The organism is Tepidanaerobacter sp. EBM-38, assembly GCA_001896545.1.
Taxonomy (GTDB): domain Bacteria; phylum Bacillota; class Thermosediminibacteria; order Thermosediminibacterales; family Tepidanaerobacteraceae; genus Tepidanaerobacter.
This window is the reverse complement of sequence record MPOT01000079.1, coordinates 1-14,231: the sequence shown is the minus strand read 5'-3', so window position 1 is coordinate 14,231 and position 14,231 is coordinate 1. Positions and strand designations below refer to the sequence as shown.

General features: G+C 37.2%; 14 protein-coding genes and 1 riboswitch. Of the genes, 13 read left to right on the top strand and 1 reads right to left on the bottom strand.

Annotated features, from left to right (window positions below; translation table 11 throughout):
• Positions 1–168: 168 nt before the first annotated feature.
• From BUC45_RS08900 to mgtE (BUC45_RS08840), 13 genes are all read left to right on the top strand, one after another.
• Positions 169–1,167 carry an HD domain-containing protein gene (locus BUC45_RS08900; protein WP_296971724.1) on the top strand — a complete coding sequence of 333 codons (999 nt, stop codon included), beginning with the start codon at positions 169–171 and terminating at the stop codon, positions 1,165–1,167.
• Between the two features lie 35 nt (positions 1,168–1,202).
• Positions 1,203–2,132, top strand: coding sequence for an HPr(Ser) kinase/phosphatase (gene hprK, locus BUC45_RS08895; protein WP_296971722.1), 930 nt, complete (start codon positions 1,203–1,205; stop codon positions 2,130–2,132).
• Positions 2,133–2,169: 37 nt separating this feature from the next.
• Complete coding sequence (locus BUC45_RS08890; protein ID WP_296971721.1) at positions 2,170–3,225, top strand: bifunctional phosphoglucose/phosphomannose isomerase; 1,056 nt, start codon at positions 2,170–2,172, stop codon at positions 3,223–3,225.
• A gap of 25 nt (positions 3,226–3,250) precedes the next feature.
• Positions 3,251–4,000, top strand: a complete 750-nt coding sequence (locus BUC45_RS08885; protein ID WP_296971720.1) for a phosphatase — start codon at positions 3,251–3,253, stop codon at positions 3,998–4,000.
• A 23-nt stretch (positions 4,001–4,023) separates the two neighbouring features.
• Positions 4,024–4,875 (top strand): D-amino-acid transaminase, encoded by an 852-nt coding sequence (gene dat, locus BUC45_RS08880; RefSeq protein WP_296971718.1) that lies wholly within the window; start codon positions 4,024–4,026, stop codon positions 4,873–4,875.
• Positions 4,876–5,070: 195 nt separating this feature from the next.
• Positions 5,071–5,331, top strand: coding sequence for a hypothetical protein (locus BUC45_RS08875; protein WP_296971717.1), 261 nt, complete (start codon positions 5,071–5,073; stop codon positions 5,329–5,331).
• Between the two features lie 119 nt (positions 5,332–5,450).
• A complete protein-coding gene (gene murB, locus BUC45_RS08870) occupies positions 5,451–6,362 on the top strand; it encodes a UDP-N-acetylmuramate dehydrogenase (protein ID WP_296971716.1) in 912 nt (303 codons plus the stop codon).
• 14 nt (positions 6,363–6,376) lie between these two features.
• Positions 6,377–8,056, top strand: a complete 1,680-nt coding sequence (locus tag BUC45_RS08865; protein ID WP_296971713.1) for a hydantoinase/oxoprolinase family protein — start codon at positions 6,377–6,379, stop codon at positions 8,054–8,056.
• Positions 8,043–9,359 carry a histone deacetylase gene (locus BUC45_RS08860; RefSeq protein WP_296971710.1) on the top strand — a complete coding sequence of 439 codons (1,317 nt, stop codon included), beginning with the start codon at positions 8,043–8,045 and terminating at the stop codon, positions 9,357–9,359. Before BUC45_RS08865 ends, BUC45_RS08860 begins: the two co-directional genes overlap by 14 nt.
• A gap of 157 nt (positions 9,360–9,516) precedes the next feature.
• Positions 9,517–10,101 (top strand): hypothetical protein, encoded by a 585-nt coding sequence (locus tag BUC45_RS08855; protein ID WP_296971708.1) that lies wholly within the window; start codon positions 9,517–9,519, stop codon positions 10,099–10,101.
• A gap of 81 nt (positions 10,102–10,182) precedes the next feature.
• Complete coding sequence (locus BUC45_RS08850) at positions 10,183–10,608, top strand: hypothetical protein (RefSeq protein WP_296971706.1); 426 nt, start codon at positions 10,183–10,185, stop codon at positions 10,606–10,608.
• A 106-nt stretch (positions 10,609–10,714) separates the two neighbouring features.
• A riboswitch (M-box (ykoK) riboswitch) is annotated at positions 10,715–10,883 on the top strand.
• A 176-nt stretch (positions 10,884–11,059) separates the two neighbouring features.
• Positions 11,060–12,457 (top strand): magnesium transporter, encoded by a 1,398-nt coding sequence (gene mgtE, locus BUC45_RS08845; protein ID WP_296971704.1) that lies wholly within the window; start codon positions 11,060–11,062, stop codon positions 12,455–12,457.
• Positions 12,454–13,794, top strand: coding sequence for a magnesium transporter (gene mgtE / locus BUC45_RS08840; protein WP_296971703.1), 1,341 nt, complete (start codon positions 12,454–12,456; stop codon positions 13,792–13,794). Before mgtE (BUC45_RS08845) ends, mgtE (BUC45_RS08840) begins: the two co-directional genes overlap by 4 nt.
• Before the next feature lie 74 nt (positions 13,795–13,868).
• Here the strand turns inward: mgtE (BUC45_RS08840) and BUC45_RS08835 are convergent.
• A partial coding sequence (locus BUC45_RS08835; RefSeq protein WP_296971701.1) for a YlbF family regulator occupies positions 13,869–14,231 on the bottom strand: 363 nt, incomplete at its 5' end.

Here is a 14,231-nt window from a genome sequence, read left to right as displayed (position 1 = left end):
TTTTTTATTTATTTTTTTGAAAATAAGTTAAGCAAAGAGCATGTAAATAATACCATATCAAAATCCTCTCCACAAGGTAAACTGTCGTTTGTTTCTTTTTAAATGGATAAAATTGTGCTATAATCTTATTGTATCATAGAATTATTTAACAGGTCTTTGGAGGTTGTAATGGAAAAACAATTTATTAAAGATTTAAAAGTCGGAGATAAAGTAAAGACTTTATTTGGCGTAGTAAAAAAGAATTTTGCAAATTACTCGCCTTCAAGTGCTAAAGCTCCGGGTCAGTTTCTGAAACTGGTTCTGGCAGATGCGACTGGAAATATTGAAGGTAGGGTATGGGATGGAGCTTGCGATGTGGCAGGTCTTTTTGATGAAGGCGATATTGTAATGGTTGAAGGCTATGTATCAGAGTATAATGGCCTGCAGATAAATATTGTTAATATAAAAAAGTATGAGGATAATGTAGATTTAACTCTTTTTCAACAATCCACTTCAAAAGACCGTAAAGAGATGGTAAAAAGATTTAATGAATTAATTCAATCAGTGGAGGATACATATCTTAAAAAGTTACTATTATCAATTTTTAACGACAAAAATACATATTGGGCTTTTATAAACAGCCCGGCGGCGCAGAGAATCCACCATGCATATATAGGCGGCCTTTTAGAACACAGCCTTGAAGTGGCACAAATTTGTGAATTAATAGCTTCTGAATATAAGGATATCATAAACCGCGATTTACTGATTACAGGTGCTTTATTGCATGATATTGGGAAGATTAAAGAATATAATTTTTCAAGTATTTCTTTTGAAATGACAGATATAGGAAAACTCATAGGCCATTTAGTAATTGGAAAAGAAATGGTGGATGAAAAAATCCGAGAAATTCAGGACTTTCCGAAGGAACTACAATTGTCCATCAGCCACATGATAATTTCACACCATGGTGAAAAGCAGTGGGGCAGTCCTGAGGTGCCAAAGACAATAGAGGCTTTTGCGCTCTTTCATTCTGACCTTTTAAGTGCCAGATTAAACCAATTTTCCGGTCTTCTCGATAAACATACTGATTCGGAGTCGCCTTGGACTCCATGGGATAAGTTTTTAGAACGCAGTGCGTATATGTCAAACTACAGTGAGGGTAATTCAAAGGAAAATATGAAAAAATAAAAATAAAAAGGATTTTAAAATCAGTGGAGAGTAAAATGCAAAAAATAAATCTTAGGGACCTGATTGATAAGTTTAAATTAAAAATAATCGCAGATACCGATTGCGATATGCCCTGTATTACGGTGGCGGATTTAAACCGTCCGGGGCTTGAACTTACCGGATACTTTGATTATTTTGCATATGATAGAATACAAATTTTAGGAAGAACGGAAATATCTTATTTGGAAGGTCTTCCTAAAAATATCCTCAAGGCTCGCCTTGAAAAATTTTTTTCCTATGATATACCATGTGTAATAATAACCCGCGACCTTATACCACCGGAAGAGCTTACTTTAGTGGCGCGAAAATATCAAAAACCTGTTTTGGGGTCTCCTGCCGCAACCACACAATTTATGAGCAGGCTAACGGATTTTCTGGAAAGTATGCTTGCACCGCGTACGACAATGCATGGCGTATTAGTTGACATATACGGTATAGGTATATTAATAATAGGCGAGAGCGGTATAGGTAAAAGTGAAACTGCAATAGAACTCATTAAGCGCGGTCATCGTTTGGTTGCTGATGATGCTGTGGAAATAAAACAAGTTGCAAAAAATGTTTTAGTCGGAACAGCCCCTAAGCTTATACGGCATTTTTTAGAGGTGCGTGGGCTGGGAGTTATCGATGTGAAAACCATTTTTGGAGCAGGCAGTATACGAAATGATATAAAAATTGAGTTGGTAGCGGAACTGGTGGAATGGGAAAAGTATAAAGAAGGCGATAGATTAGGATTAGAAGAAGAAAAAATAAAAATTCTTGATTCAAATATAACGAAAAAAACGATTCCAATTAGGCCGGGAAGAAACCTGGCTGCTATTTTAGAAGTTGCGGCGATGGATTTCCGCTTAAAAGCTCTTGGCTATAATGCCGCATTAGAGTTTAGCAAAAGACTTCTAGAAGAAATCAATAAAAATAAAGAAACTTAGCAGTAAATATTAATAAAAAAACAGGAGGTATTTAAAAATGTTAGATAATCTGGAACAAATAAAGGAATTGGACAAAGGTGCCATGTTTGACCTTATATACAAATTTCCGGACCACTGCATAAAAGCTATCGATATTACAAAGAATTCTATATCTGGGTTACGATTTAACAATATTATGAATGTGGTAATAACAGGAATGGGAGGTTCTGCTATTGGCGGCGACTTAGTTCGCATGCTGACAGCTGACAGAGCACAGATTCCTGTTATTGTTAATAGGGATTACAAGTTACCTGCTTTTGTTGACGAGAAGACACTTGTTATTGCTTCCAGTTATTCCGGCAATACGGAAGAAACCTTGACTGCATATGATTATGCAAAAACTAAGAGAGCTAAAATTATAGTTATTACTACGGGAGGCGAGCTAAAGGAAAAAGCCACAAAAGATGAAGTTCCTGTTATTACGATTCCGGGGGGATTGCCTCCACGCGCGGCTTTGGGATTTTCGCTGTTTCCGATTTTAGTATTGTTTAAAGATCTGGGAATAGGATTTGGCAAGAAATCAGATATAGAAACAGCCGTTAATCTTTTAAAACAGGTCCGTGAAAAATACTGCCCACAGGTACCAGAAAAGGATAACCCTGCAAAAGCCTTAGCTAGAAAATTGCATGGAAAACTTCCTTTGATTTATGGCACTTCAAATCTGACTGATATTATTGCGGTGAGATGGAAAGGGCAGATGAATGAAAATGCTAAACATCCGGCTTTCTATAATGCTTTTCCAGAGCTAAACCACAATGAGATAATGGGCTTTGAGGGTGACAGTAAGCTTTTAAAGACCTTTGAAATTATTATACTAAGGTCACCGAATGAAAGTGAGCGCATAAAAAAACGCATTGATATAACGACGGACATTTTAAAAGAAGAAGTCAGTGGTATTACGGAGATATGGCCTGAAGGAGAATCAGTACTGGAACAAATGCTTTATCATATAATGTTCGGAGATTATGTGAGCGCATATTTGGCGATACTAAATAACAAAGACCCTAAAGAAATAGATTTTATCGATGAATTAAAAGAACGGATGAAGGATTGAAATTTCATTTTATGAGGTGGTAATATTGAAATACGAAGTAGATACCCATTGTCACACTATAGCAAGTGGGCATGCCTACAGCACAGTTATTGAAAATGCTCAAGCTGCAGCAAAGAAAGGTCTTAAAATGATCGCCATAACAGACCATGGGCCGGCTATGGGAGAAGGTGTAAATCGCTATTATTTTGGGAACATGACAGTTATACCGCAGCAGATTGAAGGCGTATATATACTAAGAGGAATTGAGGCAAATATACTTGATAATGAAGGAACCCTAGACCTTCCTGAACGCTATTTAAAAAAGTTAGATATAGTGCTGGCAGGTCTACATACCGGATGTTCTGTGAAAGGAACGATTGAAGATAATACAAGAGCCGTCATTGAAGCGATGAAAAACCCCTATGTGGATATCATTGTGCATCCCGGGAATCCGGAATTTCCCTTGGATATTGATAAATTTGTTGAGGCTGCTCATGAATATAATGTGCATATAGAGATAAACAATAGTTCTTTTACTGTTAGCCGCAAGGGCAGCAAAGATAATTGCATATTAATTGCGAAAAAGGCCGCAGAAATTGGAGCCAAAGTTGCTTTGGGAAGTGACGCACATATTTGCTTTGATATCGGTAATTTTGATGAAGCCGAAAAAGCAATAAAAGAAGCCGGGATTCCTGAGGAAAACATTTTAAACACTTCCATGAAAAAGGTCATAGACTTCTTAAAATCCAAGGGTAGGGAAGTAGTACCTAGTTACAAAACATCAACTAAAATTTAAAACATCAAAAGGGGGCACTACGCATGTCAACAGTGGTGTATTTAAACGGGCAAAGAGTAGATTATGAAAATGCCAAAGTATCGGTTGAAGACAGAGGTTTTCAATTTGGAGACGGTTTATATGAAGTAGTACATATATATAATGGCAGATTCTTCTATCTTGACCGTCATTTGGCTCGCTTACAAAATGGAGCAAAAGAAATATATCTGGATCTCGATTTTGGACTTAACAATTTGGAGAAAGTGTGTCGGCAGGCTGTAAAAGAGAGCGGATTCAAGGATGCCTCGGCATACATTCAAGTTACACGAGGTGCGGCTGTCAGGCAGCACGCTTTTCCTGAGGAAAGCTCCTGTACTTGGGTAGTTATAGTGAGAGAGTCAAAAGGAAATCCACAGGAATTTTACGAAAACGGCATTACCTGTATAACAGTGCCAGATGAGCGTTGGAGCCGCTGTAATATCAAAACAGTTCAGCTTCTGGCAAACTGTATTGCAAAAGAGAAAGCAAAGAGAGCCGGTTCGTTTGAGGCGATTTTCCATCGAGGAGGAAGCGTAATAGAAGGTTCCAGCAGTAATGTGTTTATAGTTAAAGATAATAAGCTGATTACACATCCTGTAAACAATAAAATACTTAATGGTATAACTCGCGGTGTGGTTTTAGAAATTGCAGATAAAAATGACATAAAATATTCTGAAGAGGTTTTTTGTATGGACGACCTTTTTGATGCTGATGAGGTTTTTTTGACAGGAACTACTACTGAGATAATGCCGGTAGTTAAAGTTGATGGTAAAATCATTGGTGATGGGATTCCCGGTAAATTAACAAAAACAATACAGAAATATTACAAAGAACACATCCAAACAGTAGACTGCTAAGCAAAGAGATATGGCGTAGAATATCTGTTAATCAATATGTTTATAAAATGGGATAGAGGATTCTTAAAAGCTTCCTTTATCCTATTTTTTATGTTGCGATTCTATATATCTGAATAAGAAAAAATAAAAAGGTAAAAAATAACATTAAGTAGCAGCACGGTAAAACTGAAAAGTACAAATAAGGAATGTTCATACATGAGTTTTGATAATTATGCCATCTATGATAAAATGATATTAGGTAAGCCAAGGCCTATAGGGGATTTAACATTTATACCTCTTATTCATATTACTGTAAGAGCCTACTATATATTTAGCCTATTTTTGGGTATGAGCATATCGCCTGAGGCTTTTATTATAAGAGAAGCAAGCGGGATGATAAGCTTTTATAATATTTCTGATGATGCCACTTTTGCAGAGCTGCTGGCAAATATCATGTCAACAGTCGATGAAGAATAAATTATAATAATTATGAAGGTTCCTTTTTTGACATATTGCAGGAATTATAGCCTTTATATAGAAATAAACTATGTTAGAAGATAAAATTGTATTTTTATTGAAGAAGAAGGGAAGGTATCATGGACGTTACAAAAATATATGAAATTATGAGAGAATTCTTGCCTGAAAGTCAAGTTAAAATAAATGAACCAATGAAAAACCATACCTCGTTTCGTATTGGGGGGCCTGCGGATATAATGGTTTTACCTACAAATATAAAAGAGGTAAAAAGCATTATCGAAGTATGCAGGCAAAACGATATTCCCTTTTTCGTCATGGGCAATGGAACAAATTTACTAGTAAAGGATGAGGGTATTAGGGGCGTAGTAATGAAATTGGCACAAAATTTTAATGATGCCAATGTAAATAAAAATATTATAAGGTGCAAAGCCGGAGTTCCCCTGTCGGCATTGTCAAGAATAGCACTTGAAAGCAGTCTTAGCGGGTTAGAGTTTGCCAATGGCATTCCGGGTACTGTTGGAGGTGCCGTGGTTATGAATGCAGGAGCTTATGGCGGAGAAATGGCTGATGTTGTAAAAAAGGTCACGGTAATAGATATGAATGGTAGATTGTATGAGATGCAAAAAGAAGAACTTGATTATTCTTATCGCAGATGCATCCTTCAAGATGGTGATAGAATTTTATTGGAAGTTGAAATGGAACTTGTACCCGGAAATTACGAAGACATAAAAAAACAAATGGAAGAATTTGCAGCTTGTCGAAAAGCTAAACAACCGCTTAATTTGCCGAGTGCCGGCAGCGCTTTTAAAAGACCTCCAGGCCATTTCGCAGGAGCTCTGATAGAAAAGGCGGGCCTTAAAGGGTATAGAATAGGCGGAGCCATGGTATCTGATAAACATGCAGGTTTTATCGTAAATGTAGAAAATGCAACTTTTAAGGATGTGATAAGCCTTATCAGTCACGTGCAAAAGGAAGTCAAAAGAAAATTCAATGTTAATCTTGAATCCGAAATTAAAATCATAGGTGATTAAAGGAGGAAGAAAAATTGATTGTTGGGCTGGATATGGGGGGAACTAATGTAGATGCGGTTCTTATTCATCAAGGCAAGATTATTGAAACATCTAAAATTCCCACCGATCACAGCAATTTACTGGAATCTATTTGGGGAGCTTTAAAGCCCTTGCTTTCAGGACAAGATCCTGCTAAAATTGAGCGAATGATATTGAGTACCACTATTTCTACTAATGCCATTATCGAACAAAAGACAGATCCGGTTGGAATGATAATCGAAAGCGGACCCGGTCTGCAAAAAGATTTTCTCAGTTGCGGCCGGGAAAATATTTTTATTGGGGGTTATATAGACCATCGGGGCCGGGAAGTAAGTCCTATTGATAAATCAGAAATAGAAAAGGCAGCAAAGACTTTGAAGGGCAAAAATATCTCAGCTGTAGCGGTAGCTGGAAAGTTTTCTGTGCGCAATGCCGATCATGAGATAAGAATAAACGAACTATTGAAAGATGAATTTTTCCCCATAACTTTGGGTCATACTGTATCAGGCAAATTAAACTTCCCTCGCAGGGTTTTCACTTCGTATTATAATTCTGCAGTTTATACAACATTTCTAAAGTTTAGTGAAAGCATATACAAGGCTCTTCAGCGCGAAAAAATCAATGCACCCGTAAGTGTCTTGAAAGCTGATGGAGGAACTATGAGTCTTAAAGCCGGTGAAAGATATCCGGTTAATACTATTTTGTCAGGCCCGGCAGCAAGTGTAATGGGCGGACAAGCCTTTCTTGAAACTTCTAAAGATGCCATATTTCTAGATATCGGCGGAACTACTACTGATATTTCATTTTTAGCCGATGGTGTTCCGTTGCTTGAACCGTTGGGAATAAAAATCGGAGAATTTCCAACACTGGTAAGATCTCTTTACAGCGTATCCATAGGCGTTGGCGGAGATAGCAGTGTTTGCGTGAAAAATAATAAGATTGTTATAGGTCCAAAAAGGCTGGGACGACCACAGGCCTTTGACGGACCATGTCCGACGCCAACAGATGCAATGATAGTTCTGGGATTAATCAGTTGCGGCAATAAAAGCAAGGCCTTAAGTGCTATGAAGGAAATAGGCGAACAACTAAATCTATGTCCTGAGGCCGCAGCATCTGCAATTTTAGATACAATGGCTGAAATGATAAAAAATAAGGCAGAAGAACTGTTGCATGAAATAAATTCTCACCCGGTATACACTGTAAAAGAATTACTTTACGGCAAAAAAATTAAGCCTGGATTAATACAAGTTATAGGTGGTCCAGCTAAGGCGATGGCTCCTATTCTTGAAAAAAGTTTTGGCATACCTTGCCGCTATCCCAAAGTTTATGAAGCGGCAAATGCGGTGGGGGCTGCTTTGGCTAGAACTACAGCGGAAATTACCATGTTTATAGATACAGCACAAAGAACCCTTGCGGTTCCCGAGATGGGTTTATATGAAAAGATAAGTAAAGATTATACTTTGGAAGAGGCAAGACTTAAAGCCATAGATTTATTAAAACAGCAATCTTCGCTGCTCGGAGCTGAAAAGGGCGAAATTCAGGCTGAAATAGTAGAAGAAAACAGCTTTAATATAGTGCGCGGCTTTTACACAAGTGGCAAGAACATAAGGATAAGAGCCCAAATTAAGCCCGGACTAATATACGGGTTATGGGGTGATAAAAATGTTAGTGGCTAAGAATCGGTTGGGCGTAGTCTTATTTCCTGCTTTTGATTGGGCAATCAGTCCAACACATCCTGAACGTGAAGAAAGGCTGCTATATACTCAGGATCAGATATTTGAGGAAGGCATAATGGATATAGAAAATATCAAATTCTACAACCCTGAAATAGCAGTAAAGCAAGATATCCAGAGAGTCCATTTTTGTGTTCCAGATGTAGAACAAAGAGTTACTAAATCCCATTTAATTTCAGCAGGTGGTGCTATTAAGGCAGCACATGCGGTGATGGACAAAGAAACAGATAAGGCATTTGCCCTTGTAAGGCCGCCGGGGCATCATGCTCAGCGTGTTGTATATGGGGATAGAGGTTTTTGTATTATCAATATTGAAGCAGTTATGCTGGAAAATCTCAGGAGAAAATACGGGCACTGTCGGGCGGCAATAGTTGATACGGACTGTCATCATGGGGATGGAACTCAAGATATATATTGGAATGATAGAGATACCCTGTTTATTTCTTTTCACCAGGATGGGAGAACTCTTTATCCGGGAACAGGCTTTATAGATGAATTTGGCGGCCCTGGAGCCATGGGCTACAATATAAACATTCCGCTTCCTCCGGGAACCGGCGAGGAAGGATTCTTATATGTGCTTGATAATCTTGTCCTTCCAATATTGAGTGAATACAAACCGGACTTAATTATAAATTCGGCAGGGCAGGACAATCATTATACAGATCCGCTTACTAATATGAACTTCACTGCTTGGGGTTATGCCGAATTAAATCATAAACTGAATCCTGATATAGCAGTTTTAGAAGGAGGATATTCCATAGAAGGGGCATTGCCCTATGTGAATCTTGGAATAATATTGGCTATGGCAGGACTAGACTATTCCCATGTTAGAGAACCGGATTATGACCCGGTAAAATTAAAACAATCAAAGAAAATTACAGAATATATCAAAGAACTTTGTGAAAATATCTATAACCGCTGGCGGCAAAAAGATTTAATCGCATATGAGTTTATAAAAGATAAAGACTATATTACAAGACAGCGGCAGATATATTACGATACTGACGGTATACTTGAAAATCAAACACAAACATTCAAAGTATGTTCTAAGTGTTCGGGTGTAAATATGATTAAGTCTAATAGCGACCGAGGCATGCCTATTTTTGCGGTAACCATACCTCGTGATGCATGTTCTTCATGCGTGGACGAAGGTTATAAAATCTATAAAGATGTCGACATGCAAAAATATTTTAAAGTTTACCTACAAGATCGTGTAAATGATGCTTACCTTGATAAACAATCTTGAAATTAAATTTAAGAAATTCTTAAAGCTCGAGTATTCAAAAACTCGAGCTATTTTTTTGTATAAAAAACTTTTTTTAAAAGAAAAATATGGATGTAGAAAAGAATATATAAAAGGACAAAATATCTAAAAGGAATTAGCAAAAAAGGAAGGTGATAACTTGGACGATTTTAAAAATCTTTGCAACAATTTTTCAGATCAAACTCTAAAATTTGAAAACTTCATCGCACAAAATAAAATGAATTTTAGCGATTTGACTAATCAATTTAAAAACATTCATCAGGATATATTAAATTTTAAAAACGACTTAGATACTACAATTCAACAAATTGAGATAGAAATAGAGCGAAACCAAAATCTTCTCGCCAAATGGGTATCTGGTGCTAATACTAAACTTTTACAAGAACAAATAGCCCAAAAGCGAATTGCCTTGACAAATCAGGCACAGAAAATCAACGATGGTTTTGCTAAACTTTCCCAGCAAATAGATCAAATATTAAATGATTTTAATACATCATCTCAACAAATTACCATTGATTTAAAAAACACTGAAAATCAACTACAGACCATATCAAAAGCAAATCAGGCTGGGGAATATATTTTTTCTACTTCGAATGATACCACATATCATCTTCAACAAAATTTGCAGCAAGTTATAGATACTCTCAATTCTGCACAACAAACCATAGAGCAACAAAAGGTATTTAATGAAATAAATAAATCTATTGATAGTTTAATTCAGTAATGGGGAAAACTTATCTATTAAAATACAATGCACAGGGTATGCTAATATGGGAGGTTAAAATTCCTTAAGGGAGGTGTTTGTTTGACTGGAAAAAAAGACTTTAAAGATTATTTGTTGGAAAAGAAAATTGACGCTGAGGTTTCTGAAGAAATAAATAATAAGCTGGAAAATAAAGGCATATATGCTGACCAAACTGGAGTAAATCAACAAGTTCAAGGGAGTGTAAACAATCAAATGACAAATCAGACGCAACCAGAGCAATTTAATCAACTACTGAATCAGTTAAAAAATCAAGCACAGACTCAACAGCAACAGACGGATAGCCAGATAAATCAAGCAATTCAGCAGGCGATTGATGCTCTTTCACAGGCTCAACAAAACATCCAGACCAACCAAGTATTTTATCAAATGAATCAATTATTAGATCAGTCGACAAAACAACTCCAACAATTAAACCAACAATCGCAGCAGCAGCAACAACAACAGGCCGGTCAGCAGCTTCAGTAAAATGCATGAAGGGGAGGTTTGTAAAGGCAGCCTCCTCTTTATTTTTAAGTTTTCCTTGACATATATTTCAAAAAGAGATTAAAATAGTATTAAAGCAAAGATATATCTAACTTCCCGTTAGGTGAGGCTCCTGCGCGAATACAAGCCACTGCCCGGAAATGTCGAGAGACACCAATGGGTTAACAGGTTTTACCGGATTAAGGTGGAATCTAATGTGGCTGGAATTTAAGTTCCAAAGTCGCTCAGTGCTAAAACCGATGACGAGGGGAAAATATTTTTTCATGCCCTTTCATCGGAAAGGGTTTTTATATTAATTTTGATAATTAAAGGGGGCGGTAAGGTGGACCCTGGTCCTAGTAGTCGATATTTACTAAATAAAAGAATATTACGAGAGGTTTACCCTACCGCTAATGCAGCGTTCGGGTGACCATCTTAAAAAGGAGGTACTGTAATGCTGCCAAAGAAAGACATCATTCTTATAAAGCATCTTGTACTTAACAAAAGTGACGAAGCACATAAAATACTGGCAAATCTACATCCGGCAGATATTGCCGAAATACTAAATGAAATAAAAAACGGCAATAAAAAACTTTTCTTGCATATGATGAGTAGCTCTAAGGCCGCAGAAGTTTTAGAAGAAATGGATCCGTCGGATAGGCTTCAAATACTTGAAGAAATGAGTGAGGAGGAAACTATAAAAATCCTGGAAAATATGTCTGTAGATGAAATTATAGACCTTATTCAGGAGATGCCTACAGCTCAGGCAGAACGCCTTCTCATGAAACTTCCCCAAGAAGATTACGAGGAACTGAAAGAGCTTCTCAAAATGGCGGAAGATACGGCCGGCGGACTTATGACTACCGACTATGTTTATATTTTTTCTGATGAAACTGTGAGTCAAGCCATAGAAGATGTTCGTCAATTTGGCCAAAAAGCCGAAACAATTTATTACCTATATGTAGTTGATAATAAAAAACATTTACAAGGTGTTCTATCACTTAGAGAACTTATAAGCGCTCCGAGAGATAAAAAAATCCATGAAATAATGCATAAAAAAGTCATCTCGGTAAATGTAGACCAAGACCAAGAAGATGTTGCCAAAATCATATCGCGGTATTCACTGCTGGCCGTTCCAGTAGTTGATAATGAAAATCGTTTACTGGGTATTGTTACTGTTGATGATGCTATGGAAGTTTTGGAAGCGGAGAATACTGAAGATATCCATAAAATGGCCGGTATCACTACAGAAGAAGATGTGATTTTAACAAGTACAATCTGGGGTGCATCAAAAAAAAGGATTTTCTGGCTTATTGTCTGCCTTTTCGGGGATATGCTGTCAGGAAAAGTTATTGACGGATTTTCTCATGTGTTGGAATCTGTTGTAGCTGTAGCATTTTTTATCCCGGTGCTCATGGCCACCGGAGGTAATATTGGAACTCAGTCCTTAGCATTAGCAGTTCGTGGCATAGCTACCGAAGAACTAAACAGAAAAAATATTTTTCAATTTATTATTGGAGAAACTTTAGCAGGGCTACAATTGGGAATAATATGTGGTGCACTAATTTCAGTTATAAGCTATATATGGCAAAAAAATGCTCAACTAAGTCTGGCAGTAGGTCTTTCTATGTGCATTTCATTAATGCTTGCAGCACTCATAGGTGTCTTAATACCGCTCATTTTTAATATGTTCAATATAGACCCTGCTGTAGCTTCGGGGCCCTTTATAACCACAGTGGTGGATATAACAACACTCATAGTATATTTTACATTTGCCATTTACTTTATTGAAATAATTTCTCCCAATATGGTCGGCTTTGCAAGGCTTGGATTAGAGGGGGTGCTGGCATGAACGGAGTAGAAGAAATACGAGATATTTTAGGTAAAGAGGATTATACTAAGTTAAAATCGGTAATTCATAAGTATCATCCTGTAGATATAGCTGAATTTTTCGAGGAGCTTTCACCCAAAGAAAGCCTAAATTTGTTTAAGATACTAGATTTCGAAGATGCCATACAAGTCCTAGAAGAAGTCGATTCAGATAAAAAGTACTTTATTTTAACAAACATTGAAGCAAATTATGCCTCTAAATTACTTGCAGAAATGTCATCAGACGATGTGGCAGACTTTTTAGGTGATTTAAAAGAAGAAGAAAAAAAGCCTATACTGTCTTTAATGGAGGAAAGTGCAAAATTAGATTTAAAAGACCTTCTGGCTTATGATAAAAACACGGCCGGCGGTCGTATGACAACTGAATACATTGCTTTTTCCAAAGATTTAAAAGCAAAGGATGTACTCAATAAATTGGCAGAGCTTGCCCCCGATGCGGAAACCATATACTATCTTTATGTGGTGGATTCTGAAGGCAGGCTTGCAGGAGTTATTTCCTTAAGGGATTTGATTTTGGTACCTGAGCAAACTCCAATTGAAGATTTTATGAAGACAGATGTAAAGAAAGTAAATGTGATGTCACACCAAGAAGAGGTAGCACGACTTATCAAAAAATATGGTCTTTTAGCATTACCCGTGGTTGATGATAATGATGTTTTGCTCGGTATTGTTACTGTAGATGATGCTATGATGGTGGTGGAAGAGGAAACTACCGAAGACATATTAAAATTCTCTGGTTCCGATGTAGATGAGAAAATAGATTTAAAACAGATATCCCCTTGGAGTCGAGCAAAGCGAAGATTGCCATGGATTTTGGTAGCTATTATCGGGGAGATTTTTTCCGGAAGAGTAATCAACGGCTTTTCTGCCACTTTACAGACTATAGTTGCCTTATCATTTTTTATACCGGTTATCATGGACATGGGTGGAAATGTTGGCACACAATCTGCTGCAATTGTTGTCAGGGGACTTGCTACAGGGGAAATCGACACTGCTTCTATAATAAAAAACGTTCTTCGGGAGTCGGCAGTCGGGATAATTTTAGGCATAATTAACGGCATATTAGTGGCTGTAATAACATATTTTTGGCAGGGAGAAGTATTATTGGGCCTTGTAGTAGGAATTGCCATGGCATTTAATCTCACATTAGCTGCCGCATTAGGTACATTTATTCCGCTGTTATGGCATAAGTTTGGGCATGATCCGGCGGTTGCTTCTGGTCCGTTTGTAACTACGCTTCTTGATATCATAGGGCTCTTTGTTTATTTTTCTACAGCAACATGGATTTTAAAGCTGTAAGCATGAGAAATCAACCGCCCAGCTATTGATACACAATTTTATCAGAATAGCATAGCGGTTGATTTCTTGAAAAATTATTCATCCTCTGTATCTATATCAAATTCTATACCTTTCATAATAATATTCTGAATATCGGTAAACAAGACTGCGAACCGTTCTTCTGCTTCTAAATACTGCCTTAGCAGTGAGTTGTTGATTGCAATATTATAGAGATTCTCAAGGCTTTTTTGAGCTTCGGCGATTGGCTTTCCGGATATACTAAGAGCCTGAACCTCAATTTGTTTAGCTCTCAAATCTTTAAGCATTTTTTCAACTTGAGGGTCTTGCTTAATGGTTTCCTTAGCCTTTTTGTATTCTAAGTATTCCGGACTCTCATTTAAACTTCGCGCAAGTTGATGCGCAAGATCGTAGACATTCATCTTATAACAACCTCCCTT

What these genes read in the sequence shown, in the direction of transcription:
- BUC45_RS08900 (WP_296971724.1), top strand. Translation starts at nt 169, where the DNA reads ATGGAAAAACAATTTATTAAAGATTTAAAAGTCGGAGATAAAGTAAAG.
- hprK (WP_296971722.1), top strand. Translation starts at nt 1,203, where the DNA reads ATGCAAAAAATAAATCTTAGGGACCTGATTGATAAGTTTAAATTAAAA.
- BUC45_RS08890 (WP_296971721.1), top strand. Translation starts at nt 2,170, where the DNA reads ATGTTAGATAATCTGGAACAAATAAAGGAATTGGACAAAGGTGCCATG.
- dat (WP_296971718.1), top strand. Translation starts at nt 4,024, where the DNA reads ATGTCAACAGTGGTGTATTTAAACGGGCAAAGAGTAGATTATGAAAAT.
- BUC45_RS08875 (WP_296971717.1), top strand. Translation starts at nt 5,071, where the DNA reads ATGAGTTTTGATAATTATGCCATCTATGATAAAATGATATTAGGTAAG.
- murB (WP_296971716.1), top strand. Translation starts at nt 5,451, where the DNA reads ATGGACGTTACAAAAATATATGAAATTATGAGAGAATTCTTGCCTGAA.
- BUC45_RS08860 (WP_296971710.1), top strand. Translation starts at nt 8,043, where the DNA reads ATGTTAGTGGCTAAGAATCGGTTGGGCGTAGTCTTATTTCCTGCTTTT.
- mgtE (WP_296971704.1), top strand. Translation starts at nt 11,060, where the DNA reads ATGCTGCCAAAGAAAGACATCATTCTTATAAAGCATCTTGTACTTAAC.
- mgtE (WP_296971703.1), top strand. Translation starts at nt 12,454, where the DNA reads ATGAACGGAGTAGAAGAAATACGAGATATTTTAGGTAAAGAGGATTAT.